Origin of the sequence: Paenibacillus sp. FSL K6-1217 (assembly GCF_045040735.1) — a bacterium.
Classification (GTDB): Bacteria; Bacillota; Bacilli; order Paenibacillales; family Paenibacillaceae; genus Paenibacillus_AQ.
The window spans coordinates 300,979-320,665 of the sequence record NZ_CP150271.1 but is presented as its reverse complement, the minus strand read 5'-3'; the positions used below and the strand labels follow the sequence as shown (position 1 = coordinate 320,665).

Below are 19,687 nucleotides of genomic sequence, written 5' to 3'. Positions count from 1 at the left end.
CTCATGTCCTGCTTAGATAGGCATACAAGTCACCAAGCGTATCCACCTGGTGCTTCTGTGAGATCTGGCCGATGTACGACACCCATAGCTTCGCTGTCATCCTGGCATCCTCCAGCGCATGATGGCGGCCCTCAATGGGAATCTCGTGGATCGCCAGCAGCTCATCCAGCGTGTAATTGCTGCGGTGCGGCTCCAGCCAGCGGGCCAGCATCATCGTATCCAGTACACGGTGGGTTAACTGAACCTTGGAGGTCTTCCATAAGGCAGCGTTCAGGAACGCCTTGTCATGGGCACTTCCGTGGGCTACCAGCACCCGCTGCCCGACGAAGGACATGAAATTATGCAGGCCGTCCATCAGCGGCGGGGCAGCCGAGGTCATCTCTGCCGAGATTCCGGTAAGCCTGGTAATATGATCAGGAATCGCTGCCCCGCAGTTCACCAGTGTGTAGAAGCACTCCTCTGCCTTGATCTCTTCCCCGACTACGCGGATCGCCCCAATAGACATAATCTCATCCCCGCCCTGATGGGAGAAGCCCGTAGTCTCCAGATCGAATATTACCGTCTCCAGTTCAGACAGCGGAGTGTGCAGCACCTCGGGACGCCGTTTCTCGCGCATCAGAGAACGGATAAAGGCCATTTGCTGGGCTGTCTGCTGCGCTGACTCTCCGCCTCTCATGGAAGCGATGGCGGAGGGCATTCCGCCTTGCCGCAGATTATTCCAGAATCCTCCGCCTTTGCTCGGCTCCTTCATAGCTGTCTCCTTTCCGCTGACCGGAGCTGCCGCTGCAGCGCCTTATGCAGGCGTCTGATCAGCAGCAGGCTTTCCCGCAGCTCCGCCCGGAGCTGCTTGTTCTTCAGATCATTCTCGGCATAATAATCACTGCTCACGAGCAGACCGTCCGTCACCGTAAACGGTGTATTCACCCGCATCCTCAGCGCCGTCAGGACAGCCCGCCGGATCTCTGCCAGATGCTGATACTGATCCAGCTTAGCCAGTTCATCCAATCTCTCCAGGGTCGAAGTGGCTTCGATTCCGTGCAGTAGCGACAGGTGCCTGACGATATTAACAAGCGGAATGTAGAGGCCGTATTTGACATCGAAGCCGCCGGCATTGTCACCGAACCGTTCTGTGAGCACTTGTCCCAGCAGATTCAGTGTTGCCTTATGGCGCACCGTATTGCGCAGTACCGCCAACGTCAATTTGCTGTTGTCCGTGAATCCGGCATGCAGGGCTTCCCGCCACTGCGCAGACAGCGCCTCACTTCCCGCTACATGGCGCATATCCGAAGCGATAATCAGGTACCGGACAGGCTCCCATTCGAGCTGCTCCATCCAGTCTGACAGCTGGCGCTTCCAGTCAGCCAGCGACTTGCGCCAGAGCGGCTCGGAGCACATCACCCTGCCCTCACATTTCTCATAGCCAATCGCCTCAAGCATATCCGACAGCATGCTGCCAAAAGCCTCGAAATAGCTTTTCCGTTCACCCTCCAGCGCTTCCTCCACAATCAAGCCGTTATCCTGATCACTCCACAGCGTAGCCTCCTGCCGGCCCGCACTGCCGAACACAATAAAGGAATAGGCGCAGGGAGGCAGGCCATAGCCCGCCTCCTTCATCTGCGCCTCACATATGCGTACCGCCGTCCCGGCAAGCTGGTCATGCATCGCATTGACCCGGTGCATCCATTCCTGAACGGGAATCACACCCAACTGCTCCAGCAGCACTTGTTGACAAGCGGTACGCCTGGCCTTAAGCTCCTCCGGCGAACCGGCTGTTACGATGGACAAGTAATTTTCTTCTTCGTTCCAATCTGCTGTCTCCACCGAAGCCATCAGTCCGCCTCCCTGCTTAAGTATAGATATTAGTGTTTGAGGGTTTTGGATTCGGATTCACTGATCAGCTTCATTTGTTCAGGATAACCGTACGTACCGTGCTCACTGATATCCAGACCCATCAATTCCTCTTCTTCCGTTACACGGATACCCATAACTATCTTCATTACATACAGGATGACGAAGGACATCACAGCTACGAACACAAAGGTTCCGACTACACCCAGCGCCTGTACGCCGAGCTGATGGAAGCCTCCGCCATAGAACAGGCCGGCTTTCCCTACAAGTGCGCCCTGTTCAATCAGATCAGGTGCTGCGAAGAGCCCTGTAGACAACGCCCCCCACATACCGGCAATACCATGTACGGAGAAAGCGTAGATCGGATCATCAAGCCCTGCACGCTCCAGCCACTGCGAAGTCATGAAGGTAAAGGCACCGGCCACGAGACCGATAATGATTGCTGCCCAAGGCTCTACGAAGGCACAGGCACCGGTGATGGCAACCAGAGCTGCCAGTACGCCGTTAAGCATGGCCGGAATATCGGATTTGCCGAAGTACAGCCAGGATGCCGCCAGTGCTGCCAGACCGCCTGCCGCCGCTGCAATGTTTGTAGTCAACGCTACGTGTCCAAAGAACCCGCCCATAGGGGACAACGCGCTGCCGGGATTGAATCCGAACCAGCCGAACCAGAGAATGATAACCCCCAGCACAGTGAATACCTGATTATGGCCCGGGATGATGACCGGCTTGCCTTCCTTGTTGAATTTGCCAAGACGGGGCTTGAGGAGAATGGTCGCCACTACAGCCGCCGTTGCACCTGTAAGATGGACTACGGTAGAACCTGCATAATCCTGCATGCTCAGCTCTGCCAACCAGCCGCCGCCCCATACCCAGTGAGCTACAACCGGATAAATCACAACCGAGAAGAGAATTCCGAAGATAATATATACGCTAAGCTTAGCACGTTCAGCCATACCGCCGGATACAATCGCCAGGGAAACTGCGGCAAATGCCATTTGGAACAGGAATTTAGTATTCAGCGTTACATCGGAGAAGGCCAGGGAATCAAACGCAGATCCGGTTGAATCTCCACCGTAGAAGAAGCCCGTAGTTCCGAAGAAGCTGTTGCCGTTTCCGAAGCCAAGACCGAAGCCCAGTGCCCAGAAGCACAAGCTTGCAATGGCCAGTGTCAGTACCGTCTTACCGGCCACGTGGCCGGCATTCTTCATCCGGACCGAACCAGCCTCAAGTAATGCGAATCCGGATTGCATGAAGAATACAAGGATAAATGCCAGGAACGTAAATGCAGTGTCGAGTCCGATCTGCAGATCCGGTGCTGCCGGACCCTCAGCCGCAAACGCGCTGACCGGATAGATCATCAGTGTAATCATAGCCAGGAACATCATCAACAACTTCTTTTTCATATTGTACCCCACTCCCCATATGTTATGTTTTCTAACAAAGCGTGAAACTCTTAATGTCATTATAATCAGAAGTCAGGTAAATTGACAAGACTATTTTTTTGAATGTTTGAATTTAATTTTGCAAGCTGAACTATTCTACACTCTATGCCTATTCCGGACGGCGTTTCCGATAGCCCGCCATGAACAGCCAAGGACCTTATGTATCAATTATGCAAACGCATACAGCCAGAAGTGCTTCGCTCGTTGCCTCACACTGCATTTTTATGAATCCCTATTAGTAAACATGCCCTTTATTTTCCCATGATCACTCCCCGCACCACCCTCTGTCTTCTGCAATCCTGCGGGTTTCCCGCTGATCTATGTGATTGTATATATGACATATGGTGTTAGGTTAATCCTAACTTCACTCATTTTAAGGGACTCTTCGGTTCAATCGCCTCCAGACCAACCCGCGTTAAGTCGTTTATTTTGTTTATTGGTTTCTATAAGAAGAATTTGCCTTTTGCACAGTGCTATGAAGCCTTCCGGGTTAAAGCATCTTTATAAAAAGTCAGCATATACTTTAAAGTAAGCGTCACGTTTGACTGTACGGTTTCCAATTTGATATGATTATTTTACGCAGCGAATGCGAAATTTCCGGAGGAATATAATGAAGTCAGGGAATTCTAATGAAAGAGCCCTGCTGTATTCCAGCTGACTCTTATAGCGAGGTGAGATAACTTGGAGATATGACCCTTTACCGGATCGGAGAGCTGGCCAAGGCGGCCGGTATCAGCGAACGTACCATTGATTACTATACGAAGCTTGGACTGATTACACCGGAATCCAGGAGCATGAAGAATTACCGGCTGTACAGCCATGAAACCTTAGTCGTTCTGCAACGTATTAATCAGCTTAAGCAAGAGAAATATACATTGGAAGAAATCAAATCCCTGATGGGCAAATGGAACGCAGCCACACCTGAGGCCGAGGTCTCCGGCAAGCTGGTCCAGCTTGAGCTTCAGATGCAGCAGCTTGAACGTGAAGTGAAGGCGCTGGAGCCCGTGATCAGCGGCTTGAAGCCGGGCCAGGCTAACCGGGCACTGGCAGCACTGATTCCTCAGGGCGTTGCCTGCATGGAAGCGATTCGGCTTCTGCTGACGCAGGGACCGCCAATGTAACAGCTTGTAATTTATAATGGAGGAATGAGCACATATGATGCCCCTAATGTATGTATTGTTAGCTGTCGCTTTTATCTTCTCGCTATGGGCCCAGTTCAGAGTCAAGGGCAATTTCAAGAAATGGGCCAAGGTGCCTAATATGAACGGATTGACGGGTTATGAAGCTGCCCGGCGCATGCTGGACGCCAACGGCCTCTACGATGTTCCCATTGAACCGGTTCCGGGAACCCTCACAGACCACTATGACCCGATTAACCGCGTTGTGCGGCTGTCGGAGCCTGTATATTATGAAAGCTCCATCGCAGCGGTCTCCGTCGCTTGTCACGAGATCGGCCATGCGATTCAGCATAAGGAGCATTATCCGATGCTGTCGCTCCGCCACCGGATGTTCCCGGTTGTGAACTTCGCATCCGGGGTCGCGCCTTTCATGCTGCTGGCGGGCTTCATTTTCAGCTCGTTGAATCTTATTGGTCTAGGTATTATCTTCTTCTCCGCCGCAGTAGCGTTCCAGCTGGTCACACTGCCTGTCGAATTCAACGCCAGCAGCCGTGCGCGCACGATTATGTTACAGCAGGGCTTCATCCGCAACGATGAAGAGCGCGGCGTGGCCAAGGTTCTGAATGCCGCAGCGCTTACCTATGTGGCAGCGGCTCTGGTATCCTTGCTCGAACTGATCCGCCTGATCCTGATGTTCCTGGGCAACCGGGACTAAGGATTATACACTACACAGACAATACCCCGGTAGGCTATGAGCCGACCGGGGTATTGTCTGTGTGTCTGTCTTTGAAATAGGTAAGCAGGAAGTTACGGAAGGACTGGGCGACCAGCGGCAGCTTGCCTTCCGCCCGGTGAATCAGCCCGACCGTTCGGGTCACCGTAGGCTCCACCACCCGGACCTGTGCAGGCTGCATCGGGTTGGTCTGGTAGAGCGCCATCTCCGGCAGCAGGCTTACCCCCATCCCGGCCGCAACCAGGCCGCGGATCGTATCGGTCTCCCCGCCTTCAAAAGCAATCTGCGGCTTGAACCCCGCCGCAAGACAAGCCTGCCACACAATCGGCCGCAGCGAGTAGCCTTGGCTGAACAGCACGAACTTCTCATCCCGCAGCTGTTCCAGCCGGATGACTTCCCTGCTTGCAAGCGGATGGTTCTGCGGCAATATGGCGAACAGCTCCTCGGTCATCACGATATCCCCGGCCACATGCCCTACATTCTCCGGGAACGGGGAGATGAAGGCCAGATCCACCTCTCCAGAGATGACATCCTTAATTAAGGAAGGATAGGCTCCCTGCTTGAAACGGAATTTCACATGGGGATAATGACTGCGGAATTCCGCTACAATTGAAGGAATCAGATGGGTTCCGAGACTGTGCGGGAAGCCGATGCGGATCTCTCCCCGCTCCGGGTCAAGGAATTCGTGCACCTCTGCCACCGACCGGTCGAGTTCATTCAGCACGGACTCCACTCTTTTGCAAAAGAGCTGCCCCACAGGAGTAAGCTGCAGATTCCTCCCCTTCTGCATGAACAGATCCACCCCCAGCTCCTGCTCCAGCTGATGAATCTGGCGGCTTACCGCAGATTGTGCGACATGCAGCTCCTCCGCTGCTCTGGTGACATGTTCCTTCTGGGCAACCTTCAGAAAATACTGCAGCTGTCTAAGCTCCACGATTACACCCTTCCTTATCGCCGGTTTCGTTTGAATACACGGATAATTAGCCCATAGATGAAGAATCCGGCGATCAAGCCGCCGATATGAGCCATATAATTGATTTTTGGAGCAGCAAAGGACATGATAATCCCCATCATGAGAAGTCCGTAGATCGTCTTGCGCGAGCCCTCATCCATCATCGCCCTCTGGAAGACCGCAATATAGAGGAAAGCGCCATAGACGGCGTAGATCGCCCCCGAGGCCCCTACAGAGACAATTCCGATCTCCACATTCCCGCGGCTGCTAATGAGAACCCACAGCAGATTAGCAACGAAGCCGCCGCCCAGATACAGCAGCGCATAACGCCACCAGCCCATCAGACGCTCCAGCGGCGGGGCGAACACAAGCAGCGAGAAACTGTTGAAGAATAAATGGGCGAAGCCATTGTGCAGGAACATCGCCGTCACGCAGCGCCACAGCTCATCCTTTTCAGCACCCAGATTGACCGTAGCCCCATACTTCACAAGCGTATACAGGTTGGTGGAGCCGCCGTTCAGGGACAGCACAATGAACATAATCACGTTGGCCAGAATCAGCGCACAGGTCACCGGATAATACCGGAGATAACTTCTCCACTTCTCATATCTTATAAAAATCATAACACCCATCCTTTTATGTATGTTGTCCCAAGCTCGACATCCAGCTTCTAAAAAGATTATAATTTATTCTGGCAGGTACAAGCCAATAATGCAATTCAAGGAGGAAACAAGGACATGACGCAAGAACGAACAGGCGTAGCCACTTTTAAGGGCAACCCCATTACTCTGGTAGGCCCGCAGCTGAAAGCCGGAGATTCCGCGCCGCAATTCACGGTAAGCAAGAATCTCCTGGAAGACGTTACTCTTACAGATTACGCTGGCAAAATCAAGCTGATCAGCGTTGTACCTTCCCTGGATACCGGTGTGTGCGATGCGCAGACCCGCCGCTTCAACAGCGAGGCTGCCGGTCTTGGCGATGAGGTGGTCATCCTCACCATCAGCACAGACCTCCCCTTCGCTCAGGCCCGCTGGTGCGGTGCCGCAGGCATTGACAGTGTCATTACACTGTCCGACCACAAAGAGACTTCCTTCGGACAAGCCTATGGCGTCCTGATCAAGGAGTTCCGCCTTGACATGCGCTCCATCTTCGTTGTGGACAAGAACGATACTTTGGCTTATGTTGAGTATCTTGGTGAAATGGCCGAGCACCCGGACTACGAAGCGGCAATCGCTGCGGTTAAGGCCCTGCTCTAAGCTTGAACGGACAGCACTGATATTTAAATAGCATCCGGCCTGTAGAAGGCTGCAATTTTGAAAAAAAGCGGCAGAAGGTCATCCTTCTCCCGCTTTTTGCGTATGATGATCAGTAAGGATATCAGTGTCCGGCACGGACTGTCCCGCCCCCGGAAACCGCATACAATCCCGGCAATACATGCCTGCGGCTGTCCTTAATCCACCTTATATTTACCCAGCTTCTTATCCAGAGACTGATACAAACGCTGAATGACACGGTAATTGGCACCCAGATCGCCAAGCGACCCTCTGGATGCTGAATATATATCTACGGCACAGCGTACGGGCGTAGTGCTCAGCACAGATACGGTAATATCCAGCGAGCGGCCTAACGCCGTTCTTTTCTCCAAGGTAATCTCCCCTACAGACTGCACTTCATGCAAGACTTTAAATCCAGGAATTTTCTTCAGCGTTGCGGAGACTTCATCCCACGCCTTGTCTCTTGAAAGATTGTAATAACGCGTTTTCAATGCCGGATCTTTGGCACGGTCGCTTGTTCCGTCATGACTGCGAAATAAACCGACCAAGGTTCTTTTCAACGACAAAATTCTTCCCCCTCTTCAAATCCCAAGTTCACTCTCCTAAGTGTAACACTCTTGTCCGCGGAACAAAAGGGCATTGCTCACTTTAAGCTTGAAAAAGGCACCCTCTACCCGCAGTGAGCAGGTAACAGGGTGCCTTGTCAATTTCATTGGAAAACCCGCCTATGCCGTCCGGCTGCAGTGTCTTCTGAACCTGCTAGAGCAGGTGGGTGACCGCAGAAGTCGTTTTTGAATTCCCCAGGTCATATAGACAGGGCTGTTCAGCCGCGCTTCATGTAGATCTCCCAAGACATTATCATTGGTTCAAAACAACGAGCAACCATAACGTACATCGCAGGATTTATAATCATTATATTGCGTTTTGACGAAAAAGTAAACCTGTATGCGCTTTATTTAACAGCGGGATCATTTACCGTTGATATTACTGTCCAAATGATCAAGGGATTGTTAAATCCGCTTGAACTCCTTACCGCTGTCCTTGTCTCTGTCGTCTTCATCCTCATCGTCTTCATCGTCATCGTCGTCATCAGAGGCCATACCTTCGTTTTCAGCCGCTTCCAGCGCTGCCTGTTCTTCCGCCAGCTTCTTCTTCTCCACCTGCAGTTGCAGCTTGTTGTATGTAGCGAAGAAATTAAAGAAAGCGAGCATGGCAATCAGCGTAGGAATACACAGCACATAGAGCACCGGATACCGCAGACCTATATAGAGAAGAACCCCTGCACCAATCAACGTCGAGAACACACGGATCGGCCGGGCGATCGTGAGCAGAATAGAATTGGTTACCACTTCCTTGAAGGTCATCTGGTAGTGAACCACAATCGAGAAGAAGTTAAACATCGATACGAACAAAATAATCATCAGCACCAGCATCAGGATACCAACGATCTTGAAATTCGGCATTTGTGTCATGTATACGGTCACATCAACGTACATCACGACAAACAGCAGGGTGTAGATAAGGCCTCCCAGCATGCTTTTCAGATAATTCTCTTTATACCCCTGAAAAAAAGTGCGGAATGTACTTACATCCGTATTGCCCATTACCCATTTGCGTACCACTGTAAATAACGCCGACGTAGCCGGAAATACAGTGAATGGCGCGAATACACCAAGCACCCAGTTCAGCATAATCTGCTCATTCGCTCCGCCTGCCCCTGAACCCAGCATGATGATCTTCAAAATTCCTGCGAACAGGAACGGTATCGAACACAATGCCCATAAAATATTGCTGAAGGCGATGCGTGAGATCCATTCCGTGATGCGGTAAATACCGCCCATTGCTCCTTTAAACTCCAATTCCCTTCCTCCTGTCTATCTTGTGCATACTGCGTATCTTAACTATACCTGTTTGTACAGGACTTTTCCAGCGCCCAAGTTTACAAGTTCTAGGTTAGCGTCTAAGCAAGCTCCGCAATACGTCCATATATTACATTGTAACCCTAACAAATCCTTCAAGCTCAAAGGAGGTTGACCTCATGTCCGCACCTGGCTGCTGCAATCCGTGGACTTCCACCGGAACCATTCTCGTGCTGTTCATCCTGCTGGTCATCATCAGCCGTACCTTCATCTAAGCGAATCCACAGTAAAAAAAGAAGACGGGAAACCGGTAACGGTTGCTCGTCTTCTTCAAGGTGTTGGTTATTGCTTATGCGTCAAAATCCTGCTTAGCCGGACGCGTGCTGGTGCTGCTAGGACGCGAGGATGGTCTTCCGTCTGTATTACGGCTCGCCCCATCACGGTTGCCTTTGTAGCCGCCGCCGTAGCTGCTGCCACTTCCGCTATTACCGCCATAGCCGCTGCTGTAGCCGCCACGGGTGCTTCCGCCGCTGCTCGCGTTATCACGGTTCCCGCGATAGCCGCCGCCGCTTGCATTGTCACGGTTGCCGCGATAACCGCCGCCGGAACTGGAACCGGAACCCGTACGGTTGCCGCCATAGCCGCTGTTAGGCTTGCGTCCGCTGCGGATATCGTACTTGCCGCCGCGGCGCTTAGCACGGATCGGATCTTCCGGTGTCAGTTCAATCTGAGCATCCTTGTTGTCCCCGGTAAGCAGCTTCATTGCAGCAGACAACAGTTGAACAGAGTCGTACTGTTCCAGCAACTGAATGGCAATGCCTTTGTATTCGTTCAATTCGGCATCCTCAACCATTGCCAGCAGACGTTCTGCTGTAATGCGTTGTTTGCCTTCAATAGCCTCAGCCATTGTAGGAAGCGGTTTGCGGGTAATGCGGTGACGGGTAACGCGTTCGATCAGGTGCAGGTGATCCATCTCACGCGGAGTTACGAAGGACCATGCAGTTCCTTCTTTGCCGGCACGGCCTGTACGGCCGATACGGTGTACATAGCTCTCAGGGTCCTGAGGAAGGTCGAAGTTGATTACATGCGTTACGCCGGATACGTCCAGTCCGCGTGCAGCTACGTCTGTAGCTACCAGTACATCAATGCTGCCGTCACGGAATTTGCGCATTACAGCATCGCGCTGATTCTGCGACAAGTCGCCATGCAGGCCGTCAGCGGAGTATCCGCGCTTCTGCAATCCTTCAGCAAGCTCGTCTACCCGGCGCTTGGTGCGGCCGAATACGATCGCCAGATCAGGCGATTCCATGTCAATCAAGCGGCTGAGCGCTTCGAACTTCTGGCGTTCAGGTACTTCAACATAAGCCTGGTCGATAAGCGGTGCGCTGATCTGCTTAGGAATTACGGATACATGCTGCGGGTTCTTCAGGAACTGCTGGGCAAGGCGTTGGATGTTAGGAGGCATAGTTGCCGAGAAGAGCATGGTCTGACGTTCTTCAGGAACGAGCTTGAGGATGGTTTGGATATCCTCCATGAAGCCCATATCGAGCATTTCATCGGCTTCATCCAGTACGATCGTCTGAACATCATCCAGGCGGATGGTCTTGCGGTTGATATGGTCCAGGAGACGTCCCGGTGTACCAATGATAATCTGGGGCTTTCTCTTCAGTCCGCGGATCTGGCGGCCGATATCCTGTCCGCCGTAGATGGCCAGTGAACGAAGTCCTTTGAAGCGGGTCAACTTGCCGATTTCTTCAGCAACCTGAATGGCAAGCTCACGGGTAGGGGTCATAATCAATGCAAGAATTTTCTCTTCTTCCCGGGCGATCTTGGAAATGAGGGGAATCCCGAAGGCTGCGGTCTTACCTGTACCCGTCTGTGCCTGTCCGATCAAATCTGATCCGGCCATTGCAAGCGGAATCGCCTGCTCCTGGATAGGTGTTGCTTCCTCAAATCCTAGCTCTGTGATTGCTTGAAGTACTTTTGGCTCCAAGCCGAATTCTGCGAATGTTTTCAAATTATTCATGCTCCTTCTATACAGTGGACATTCCACATGCTTGTCTGTATTCTTAAGTAGCGGTAACACTTTATAGGCTGTCCAATCATGCCGTATTTCCTGCATGGTTTAGCGCGTATTGGGACAAAAAAATGTCCTATGATCAGGCCACTACTTACACCTGACAATTGTAGCTTCGCATTCTAAAGCAATGCAAAAATACCATTGTAACGTCCTACTCAAGAATATCCTATACATTATATCACAAACCCGATCAGGAATACCAGTGTATTCCTTACTTTCATTACTTACATTGCACTCACACTACACTCAGAGGTGAATTTGCTTGGTCAAACTAAGATTGTTCGGGAGCTTTCTAGCCGTGCTCTTCGGTTCAGCGATGATCGCAAGCGGCTTTAATCTGTTCCTGATCCCCCACAGACTGCTCAGCGGAGGCGTATCCGGCCTTGCCATGCTGGCCGGTTATTTCACTCCCTTCAACATCAGCCTGCTGTATCTAGTCTTCAATATCCCGCTGCTTGCCGCCGGATGGTTCCAGCTCGGCCGCAGATTTATCATACTGAGCATTGTCTCTGTAGGGGCAACCACCTGGCTGATGACAGTTGTGCCGGTCTTTCAGGTATCCTCGGATATGCTGCTCTCCTCAGTCTTCGGCGGAGTCCTGGTGGGCTTCGGGGCAGGCGTATCCTTCCGTGTAGGCGGCTCCTCGGGCGGCTTCGACATTCTGGGCTCCATCATTACGCGGTACCGGGACTTCCCGGTCGGCAGCGTGCTGGTCGGCCTCAACGGGCTGGTCATTCTGGCAGCGGCTTATTTTGACGACAACTGGAATCTGGCGCTTGCCTCCATGGTCTCTATCTATGTCACCGGCAAGGTCGTAGACCTGATTCATGTCAGCCACATCAAAGTCACCGTGTACATTATCACTACCCGGACAGACGAGCTGCTGCAGCAATTGCTGGGCCTTCAGCGCGGAGTTACAAAATTTAAGACAGAAGGCGCTTATTCTCATGTAGAACGGGACATGCTAATGACAGTGACCACAAGATATGAGCTTGCGGAGCTGAAACGCATCATCAAGACCAGTGACCCGCAGGCTTTTGTAAATATTGTTGAAACGGTTGGGGTCATGGGCTCCTTCCGCAAAAGATAGGCCGCTAGAAATGCTAAACGATCAAATTTGTGATATATTATAACTACGCAGGACCTCAACAATTTCATGAAGATTGTGATTTACCCTCTTTTTTCCAGGCACTTCGTTTTTCCGGATAGACCCTGAATTTTCATTCAGTTCGATTCGAAAAAGGAAAGGGTGATTTTTGTGGAAATGGAAACGGTAAAACTGTCAGCAATCGTCATGAAGTGGTATCCGGACATGATACCGTTTCTCAAGCAGGACGAACTCAATTCCGTAATCGTTCTGCGTGACGGCCTGAATATTCTGGAGCCTGCAGATGCCATGGATATCATCCATTACAGCATTTGCGAACACCAGAATTCTGCGTATCTTCATTAAGTGTCAGAGCAAGCTGCTTTAAGAGCAAGTTGTGATAGCTGCCGCCTGGGATGGGTCCGGGCGGCATTTACTTTTTCAATTAGCGGTTTAAAATCCGTACATCCCGTTTATTAACAACAAGAGCGGAATTCACATCAAAAAATTACGGGTATTGTTACAAGTCTGTTCTTTTTGGGTGCATCCGTTACCTTATACTTTATAGGGAATGTACATAAAGGGAGCGAATTAGACAATGAATATCACCTGGGCATTACTGATGATGGCCCTGGGAGGCGTAGGTGTCCCGAACCAAGGGCATGAAGCCGATGTGGCAGCCACACTGCAGAGCGCCATGAATCCCTCCGTCGTCGCAGAACAGACAACCAATCCGGACGCAGCAGCTTCTCCGAACGGAGGCGGCACCACCTCTCCTTCACCATCAGCAAGCGCAGCCCCGGAGACAGCACTTCATACCGATCCTCAGCCGGATGCTCCCAAGGTTAAAGGGATATACGTCACGGCCTACAGTGCCGGAGGCGCACGGATGGAAACTCTGCTCGCCCTGCTGGACAAGACAGAGCTGAATTCCATGGTCATTGATATTAAGGATGATGCCGGATACATCACTTACAAGACGGATAATGCCGAGCTTCAGCAACTGGGGCATCCCCAGCCGTTCATTGGTGATATCAATAAGCTGATGACACGCCTGAAGGAGCATGATGTCTATCCAATCGCCCGGATTGTCGTCTTCAAGGATTCGGTTCTGGCCAAGAAGAAGCCTGAGATGTCCTTCGTGAATAAGGACGGTTCCGTATGGGCTAACAAGGGCGGAGACAGCTTCGTCAATCCTTATAATGAAGCAGTATGGAAGTATAATGTGGATATTGCCAAAGAGGCCGTTAAGCTCGGATTCAAGGAAATCCAGTTTGACTATGTACGCTTCCCTGAAGGCTTCGAGAAGCGTGCGGACACTCTGAAATACACGAAGAGCGACCGTCCGCGCGTGGAAATTATCGCTGACTTTGTGAAATACGCCAAAGCAGAGCTGGCACCGCTGGGAGTACGGATATCCGTGGATATCTTCGGTTATGCCGCTTCTGTCCCTGCCGCCGAAGGCATCGGCCAGGATTTCGTGAAGATCTCCAAGAATGTCGATGTTATCAGCCCGATGGTCTATCCGAGCCATTATTCCACCGGCTGGTTCGATGTGAAGGACCCGGACAAAGACCCTTATGCCACGATCAAGGGCTCCATGGTCGATACGCACAAGAAGCTGAATCCGCTGGGCAGCTACAAACCGGTGATCCGCCCGTGGATTCAGGATTTCACCGCCAGCTGGCTGGGCAGCGGGCATTATGTCAAATACGGCAAGAAGCAGGTTGAAGATCAGGTCCGGGCCTTGAAGGATCAGAATATCGACGAATTCCTGCTTTGGAATGCCAACAACCGCTATACCGCCAATGTGAAGTACGACCAGTAAGTTTTCTGCAATTATTCGGATGTATCCATAGCCGCACGATATCCAGAGCCCGGCAGACGCCGGGCTTTTTACTGGAAATATATTCAAAATTAAAAATAACGGGGCATTGATGATGAAACAGACTTCTTCCATTAAACAAAAGGCCGGGCAATTCCTGCATATATTACTTCCGATCCTGATTACCCAGATTGCATTGTCGGCCATTACCTTCTTCGATACCAACATGTCGGGCAAATTCGGCACGAATGATCTTGCCGGGGTAGCCATCGGCACAAGCCTGTGGATTCCCATCCAGACAGGCCTCAGCGGGATTCTTATGGGGATCACGCCTATTGTGTCACATCTCCTCGGCAGCAAGCGGAGCCAGGATGTAGCCCACCAGGTGATGCAGGGCATTTGGCTCTCCCTGATCGTATCCGTTCTTGTACTGGTTCTGGGCGGCTTCGCCCTCTCACCGATCTTGAACTTCATGAATCTGGAGCCTGCGGTACGCGACATCGCCTTCCGCTTCCTCGGTGCCATCTCCTTCGGCATTATCCCGCTGTTCGGCTACACCGTTGTCCGCAGCTGTATTGATGCCCTGGGTCAGACCCGTGTCTCCATGTTCATCACCCTGATTGCCCTGCCGGTCAACGTGGGGCTTAACTATCTGCTGATCTTCGGCAACTTCGGCTTCCCCCGTCTTGGCGGAGTAGGAGCAGGCGTAGCCTCTGCCATCACGTACTGGGTCATCTTCCTGATTGCCCTAATCTTCGTCTACCGGGCCGAGCCTTTCCGGAGCTTGCATATTTTCCGCAAATTCCATGCTATGTCGCTGTCCAGCTTCAAAGAGCTGCTGAAGATTGGTGTGCCTATCGGCTTTTCCATCTTTTTCGAGACGGCAGTGTTCTCGGCTGTAACCCTGCTGATGAGCCGCTTCGATACGATCACGATCGCGGCCCATCAGGCCGCCATTAACTTTGCTTCGACTCTCTATATGATTCCGCTGAGCATCTGCATGAGCCTGACGATTCTCGTCGGCTTCGAGAGCGGCTCCGGGCGGCTTAAGGATGCGCGCCAGTATGGCATTATGGGCATCGGTACGGCAGCTGTCCTCTCCCTGCTTACAGCGCTGGTGCTGCTATTCGCCGGGAATCATGTCGCCGGGCTGTATTCGGATGACCATGAGGTGATTTCGCTGATCCAGCATTTCCTGATCTATGCGATCTTCTTCCAGATCTCCGATGCCATCGCAACCCCGACCCAGGGTGTACTGCGTGGATACAAGGATGTCAACCCTGCGTTCGTTATTTGCTTCATCGCCTATTGGGTGATCGGCCTGCCGGTCGGATACTTGCTCGCCACTTACACCGAGCTTGGTGCCTACGGCTACTGGATTGGACTCATTACCGGCCTTGGAATCGGTGCAATTCTGCTGCTCGCCCGGCTTGTAAGGGTACAGCGGAGATTTGCCCCTGAGAAGGCATAGAATAACATGACAACAGCCACAGACCATGGAGAGTAATCTCCTTCGTCTGTGGCTGTTCTTCATTACCGGCTTTTTACAAGCAGATCCACTGCTTCCTTAATCACTTGATCAGGAGAGTTCCCTTTCGCAAGCTCTTCGTGGATACATTTCTCCAGATTGTCTCCAACCACTGCACCGATAGAGCGGTCTACGGCTGTCCGGATCGCTGTCAGCTGAGTGACGATCTCCCGGCAATCTTTGCCTTCTTCCAGCATTCCGAGTACTCCTCTCACCTGACCCTCGATTCGCTTCAGCCGGTTAGTAATGGCTTTATCATAATCCACTGTCAATCAGCCCTCCTCTAGATGAATAAGTTCACGCCGGAATCCTCGGCAGCTCCAAGATAACTGGCAACACCGCCGAAGTCCACACCTTCAATTAATTCCTCCTGCTTGATCCCCATGATGTCCATGCTCATCGTACAGGCCATCAGCTTAACCCCGGCCTGCTGTGCGCTCTGCATCAGATTCTCCAGGGATTCCACATTCTTGCGGCCCATGGTGTAGCGGATCAGCTTCGCCCCAAGCCCGCCCATGTTCATCCGGGATAACGGCAGCTTCCGCGTCCCCTTCGGCATCATCAGGCCAAACATTCGGTCGAGCACATTCTTCTTCACCTGCGGAGACTGCCCCCGGCGCAGAACATTAAGCCCCCAGAAGGTAAAGAACATGGTCACCTGCTTGCCCATCGCTGCGGCGCCTATTGCAATAATGAAGGAAGCGATGGTCTTATCCAGATCCCCGCTGAATACAATCATCGTTGTTCCTTCAGAGACTGCTGCTGACTGTTCCGCCGGAGCGCCGGTTCTGTCTGGGAGATCTTGCCCCTTACGCACCAGTGCCTGAACCTTGCCGCCGGATACATCCACAGCTTCCAGCGTATTCCCCGTCTTGTTGCACCACTGCCTGATATCAGCGGCAAAACCGAAATCCGTTGCTGTAATCTCTACCCGCTGGCCTTCCTCCATAGAACTGATAGTCTCATATACTTTGAGTATAGGGCCGGGGCACTGTAATCCGCAAGCATCCAGCAGGAGCTGCGGCTTACTGCTAAGTTGTCCCTGGCTTTGGACCTTACTGGCGGGAGACGGGTCCTGCACTTTCAAAACCGGTGTCCCTGCCTTGCCGGAAGCTCCAGTATTATCCTTCCTTGCTATCGCTGCATATGTTTTGTAACCTCCGTCAACGTTACGTACTGCATATCCATATTGGGTTAACATGCGGGCAGCAATGTAGCCGCGCAGCCCAACCTGGCAGGATACAGCGATCTCCTGCCCCTTCGGAATCTCTGCCAGCCGGTCTCTCAGCTCAGACAGCGTAATATTAATGGAACCGGGGATGAACCCGGCCAGACGCTCTGCTTCATCTCTGACATCAATGATAAGGCCGCCGCTGCGCGAAAATTCATCGACTTCATGCCATTGCAGATTACGGACGAGCCCCTCCATCAGATTAGAGGCAACATAACCCGCCATATTTACCGGATCTTTGGCCGAGGAATACGGCGGTGCATACGCAAGCTCCAGATCCGCAAGCTCATCAGCCTTAAGCTTGCTGCGGATGGCAGTGGCAATAACATCTATTCGTTTGTCCACTCCGGCACTTCCGGCCGCTTGCGCTCCATAGATCTCGCCCGTCTGCGGGTTGAACAGCAGCTTGAGCGCTATCGGTGCAGCACCGGGGTAGTAACCGGCGTGGGAATTCGGATGGATATGAATGGCTTCAAAGGGAACACCCAATGAACTAAGCGTCTTCTCATTATTTCCGGTCAGCGCAGCAGTCATATCAAAGATCTTAATAATGGCAGTACCTAATGCTCCCGTATACGAGGCTTCCCGGCCATTGATATGATCGGCGGCGAGGCGCCCCTGCCGGTTCGCTCCCCAAGCCAGAGATACCATGGTATCGAATCCTTGAACACGGTCCTTCACTTCAATGACATCTCCTACAGCATAGATGGCAGGGTCACTGGTCTGCAGTGAGGCGTTGACCTTAACCGATCCACGGACGCCTAACTCCAGTCCGCAGCTTCGTGCCAAGTCATTCTCAGGACTGACCCCAATCGCCAGGATAACCATATCCGTTCTAAGCTCCCCGCCGGAGGAGAGACGAAGCAGACGGCCTTGCTGTTCAATAGCCTCTACGCCCTCATTCAGCCGCAGCTCCACCCCATGCAGACGCATATGCTCCTCCAGCGGACGAACCATCTCCAGATCAAGCGGGTTCAGAATCTGCTGCCCCCGGTCAATTACGGTTACGGCAAGCCCACGCTCCCGCAGATTCTCAGCCATCTCAAGACCGATGAACCCTGCACCGATTACAGTGGCATGTCTTGGCTGACGGTTATCCACATAATTCTTAATACGGTCCGTATCCGGAATATTCCTTAAGGTGAACAGGTTATCCGCCTCAGAGAGCCCGGGAAACGGCGGAACGATAGGCTTCGCACCAGGAGAAAGCACTATAATATCATACGGAATTTGCAGCGTCTCTCCTGTTGTCACATTCCGGCAATGTACCACCTTGTGTTCACGGTCAATCTCTGTTGCCTCGGTGAAGATTCTCACATCGATATTAAATCGCGACTGTATACCAGCCGGTGTCTGCAGGAACAGCTTCTCGCGGACATCAATAGTCTCCCCAATATAATAAGGCAAGCCGCAGTTGGCAAAAGAGACATGCTCTCCCCGCTCTATAATGATAATGTTGTCTTCTTCATTCAATCTTCTTAAGCGTGCCGCAGCGGATGCCCCTCCGGCAACTCCGCCAATAATGACTATAGTTCTGCTCATTCTAAATCCCCTCCTATTTATATACCCCTATGGGTATTATAATATACGGGTGGGGGTATACTGTCAAGAAAGAAAAACGGAGCAGTCTCTTCCGGTAATGGAAGGAAGACTGCTCCGCTAAGGATTGGAGATGGGATGAACTCTTGCAGTTGTTACTGGGATAGACGGGAAGCCAGTTCATACAGTTCGATATTGAAATCTTTCTTCGTGTTCACTACCTTGTCGATATCGGTAAGAACCAGTTCCCCTTTAATAATCCCGCATGCCTTGTCTGATTCGCCTTCAATCAGCTTGCGGACCGCGAAATCGGCCAGACGGCTGGCAAGGTTACGGTCTCCCGGAGTTGGAGTACCCCCGCGCTGAATATGTCCCAGAACCGTAACACGGGCATCCAGGGAAGCATGGCGGTCTTTGAGCGCCTGAGCGACATCCTCACCCTTGCCGACGCCTTCAGCCACAATGACAATACTGTGACGTTTGCCGCGTGCGAAATTATCCTTCATCCGGTCCGCTACCTCATTCAGATCATAAGGCATTTCCGGCACCAGAATCGTCTCCGCCCCGGAAGCAAGACCCGCATGCAGAGCGATATCTCCGCAGTGGCGACCCATAACCTCCACGATAGATGAACGTTCATGGGAAGACATGGTGTCGCGCAGTTTATTGATCGCATCCACGACCACGCCTACGGCCGTATCGAATCCAATCGTGTAATCCGTGAACGAGATATCATTATCAATGGTTCCCGGAAGAGCCATCGTCTTGATTCCCAGCTTGCTGAGCTTGTTGGCGCCATGGTAAGAGCCGTCTCCGCCGATAACAACCAGACCGTCGATGCCGAGCTCATTCAGAATGTCAGCACCCTTCTGCTGGCCTTCCGGCTTCATGAACTCCAGACAGCGTGCAGACTGCAGAACGGTACCTCCGCGCTGGATGATATCTCCGACACTGCGCAGATCCATCGGGAAAATGTCGCGGTTCAGCAGGCCCTGATATCCGCGCTGAATGCCGAATACCTCAATTCCGAAGTAGATCGCGCTGCGGACAACCGCACGTACTGCGGCGTTCATGCCCTGGGAGTCTCCTCCGCTGGTTAATACTGCGATTTTTTTGACGTTTGACATTCTGTTAGTTCCTCCTTAAAATTGCGCCGGTCTCTCCCCTG

At 52.2% G+C, this 19,687-nt stretch carries 19 protein-coding genes and 1 other RNA gene; 8 read left to right on the top strand and 12 right to left on the bottom strand.

What is annotated here, in order from left to right; genetic code table 11:
• Position 1: 1 nt before the first annotated feature.
• Genes MHH28_RS01365 through MHH28_RS01355 form a run of 3 tightly spaced genes read right to left on the bottom strand, consistent with a single transcriptional unit; the run spans position 2 to position 3,254 of the window.
• The gene (locus MHH28_RS01365) at positions 2 to 751 is read right to left on the bottom strand and encodes an exonuclease domain-containing protein (RefSeq protein ID WP_405110749.1); all 750 of its coding nucleotides are present in this window, start codon (positions 749 to 751) and stop codon (positions 2 to 4) included.
• The gene (locus MHH28_RS01360; protein ID WP_405110746.1) at positions 748 to 1,830 is read right to left on the bottom strand and encodes a DUF294 nucleotidyltransferase-like domain-containing protein; all 1,083 of its coding nucleotides are present in this window, start codon (positions 1,828 to 1,830) and stop codon (positions 748 to 750) included. Before MHH28_RS01360 ends, MHH28_RS01365 begins: the two co-directional genes overlap by 4 nt.
• Positions 1,831 to 1,859: 29 nt before the next feature.
• Complete coding sequence (locus tag MHH28_RS01355) at positions 1,860 to 3,254, bottom strand: ammonium transporter (RefSeq protein ID WP_405110743.1); 1,395 nt, start codon at positions 3,252 to 3,254, stop codon at positions 1,860 to 1,862.
• 728 nt (positions 3,255 to 3,982) lie between these two features.
• Between MHH28_RS01355 and MHH28_RS01350 the strand changes: the two genes are divergently transcribed.
• Entirely contained in the window at positions 3,983 to 4,414 is a 432-nt protein-coding gene (locus MHH28_RS01350) for a MerR family transcriptional regulator (protein ID WP_036725200.1), read from the top strand.
• A 34-nt stretch (positions 4,415 to 4,448) separates the two neighbouring features.
• Positions 4,449 to 5,126 carry a zinc metallopeptidase gene (locus MHH28_RS01345; RefSeq protein WP_405110739.1) on the top strand — a complete coding sequence of 226 codons (678 nt, stop codon included), beginning with the start codon at positions 4,449 to 4,451 and terminating at the stop codon, positions 5,124 to 5,126.
• 34 nt (positions 5,127 to 5,160) lie between these two features.
• Here the strand turns inward: MHH28_RS01345 and MHH28_RS01340 are convergent, their stop codons facing one another.
• A complete protein-coding gene (locus tag MHH28_RS01340) occupies positions 5,161 to 6,078 on the bottom strand; it encodes a LysR family transcriptional regulator (protein ID WP_405110736.1) in 918 nt (305 codons plus the stop codon).
• 14 nt (positions 6,079 to 6,092) lie between these two features.
• Positions 6,093 to 6,719: a rhomboid family intramembrane serine protease gene (locus MHH28_RS01335; protein WP_405110733.1), complete on the bottom strand. Its 627-nt coding sequence runs from the start codon at positions 6,717 to 6,719 to the stop codon at positions 6,093 to 6,095.
• A 114-nt stretch (positions 6,720 to 6,833) separates the two neighbouring features.
• On the opposite strand from MHH28_RS01335, the gene tpx reads away from it, so the two are divergent.
• Positions 6,834 to 7,352: a thiol peroxidase gene (gene tpx / locus MHH28_RS01330; RefSeq protein WP_405110730.1), complete on the top strand. Its 519-nt coding sequence runs from the start codon at positions 6,834 to 6,836 to the stop codon at positions 7,350 to 7,352.
• 194 nt (positions 7,353 to 7,546) lie between these two features.
• Here the strand turns inward: tpx and MHH28_RS01325 are convergent, their stop codons facing one another.
• From MHH28_RS01325 to MHH28_RS01315, 3 genes are all read right to left on the bottom strand, one after another.
• Positions 7,547 to 7,936 carry a DUF1499 domain-containing protein gene (locus MHH28_RS01325; RefSeq protein ID WP_340754753.1) on the bottom strand — a complete coding sequence of 130 codons (390 nt, stop codon included), beginning with the start codon at positions 7,934 to 7,936 and terminating at the stop codon, positions 7,547 to 7,549.
• Between the two features lie 148 nt (positions 7,937 to 8,084).
• Positions 8,085 to 8,276: non-coding RNA, 6S RNA (ssrS, locus tag MHH28_RS01320), on the bottom strand.
• A gap of 104 nt (positions 8,277 to 8,380) precedes the next feature.
• On the bottom strand, positions 8,381 to 9,229 hold the full coding sequence (locus MHH28_RS01315) for a YesL family protein (RefSeq protein WP_405110727.1): 849 nt from the start codon (positions 9,227 to 9,229) through the stop codon (positions 8,381 to 8,383).
• A 179-nt stretch (positions 9,230 to 9,408) separates the two neighbouring features.
• Here MHH28_RS01315 and MHH28_RS01310 point away from each other — a divergent pair, with 179 nt between their 5' ends.
• Positions 9,409 to 9,504, top strand: a complete 96-nt coding sequence (locus MHH28_RS01310) for a hypothetical protein (RefSeq protein ID WP_036702210.1) — start codon at positions 9,409 to 9,411, stop codon at positions 9,502 to 9,504.
• Between the two features lie 74 nt (positions 9,505 to 9,578).
• On the opposite strand, the gene MHH28_RS01305 is transcribed toward MHH28_RS01310, so the two are convergent.
• Positions 9,579 to 11,246 carry a DEAD/DEAH box helicase gene (locus MHH28_RS01305; protein ID WP_405110723.1) on the bottom strand — a complete coding sequence of 556 codons (1,668 nt, stop codon included), beginning with the start codon at positions 11,244 to 11,246 and terminating at the stop codon, positions 9,579 to 9,581.
• Positions 11,247 to 11,571: 325 nt separating this feature from the next.
• Here MHH28_RS01305 and MHH28_RS01300 point away from each other — a divergent pair, with 325 nt between their 5' ends.
• The 4 genes from MHH28_RS01300 (at position 11,572) to MHH28_RS01285 (ending at position 15,692) form a co-directional block, all read left to right on the top strand.
• Positions 11,572 to 12,399, top strand: coding sequence for a YitT family protein (locus MHH28_RS01300; protein ID WP_405110720.1), 828 nt, complete (start codon positions 11,572 to 11,574; stop codon positions 12,397 to 12,399).
• Between the two features lie 174 nt (positions 12,400 to 12,573).
• The gene (locus MHH28_RS01295) at positions 12,574 to 12,762 is read left to right on the top strand and encodes a hypothetical protein (protein ID WP_238649356.1); all 189 of its coding nucleotides are present in this window, start codon (positions 12,574 to 12,576) and stop codon (positions 12,760 to 12,762) included.
• A 232-nt stretch (positions 12,763 to 12,994) separates the two neighbouring features.
• Positions 12,995 to 14,224: a putative glycoside hydrolase gene (locus tag MHH28_RS01290; RefSeq protein WP_405110716.1), complete on the top strand. Its 1,230-nt coding sequence runs from the start codon at positions 12,995 to 12,997 to the stop codon at positions 14,222 to 14,224.
• 112 nt (positions 14,225 to 14,336) lie between these two features.
• A complete protein-coding gene (locus MHH28_RS01285) occupies positions 14,337 to 15,692 on the top strand; it encodes an MATE family efflux transporter (RefSeq protein ID WP_405116781.1) in 1,356 nt (451 codons plus the stop codon).
• A gap of 62 nt (positions 15,693 to 15,754) precedes the next feature.
• Here the strand turns inward: MHH28_RS01285 and MHH28_RS01280 are convergent, their stop codons facing one another.
• The 3 genes from MHH28_RS01280 to pfkA all read right to left on the bottom strand — a co-directional run bounded on the left by MHH28_RS01280 (position 15,755) and on the right by pfkA (position 19,646).
• Positions 15,755 to 16,015 carry a metal-sensitive transcriptional regulator gene (locus MHH28_RS01280; protein ID WP_405110713.1) on the bottom strand — a complete coding sequence of 87 codons (261 nt, stop codon included), beginning with the start codon at positions 16,013 to 16,015 and terminating at the stop codon, positions 15,755 to 15,757.
• A 17-nt stretch (positions 16,016 to 16,032) separates the two neighbouring features.
• On the bottom strand, positions 16,033 to 18,522 hold the full coding sequence (locus MHH28_RS01275) for a CoA-disulfide reductase (RefSeq protein WP_405110710.1): 2,490 nt from the start codon (positions 18,520 to 18,522) through the stop codon (positions 16,033 to 16,035).
• A 152-nt stretch (positions 18,523 to 18,674) separates the two neighbouring features.
• A complete protein-coding gene (gene pfkA, locus MHH28_RS01270; protein ID WP_036702222.1) occupies positions 18,675 to 19,646 on the bottom strand; it encodes a 6-phosphofructokinase in 972 nt (323 codons plus the stop codon).
• Positions 19,647 to 19,687 lie beyond the last annotated feature (41 nt).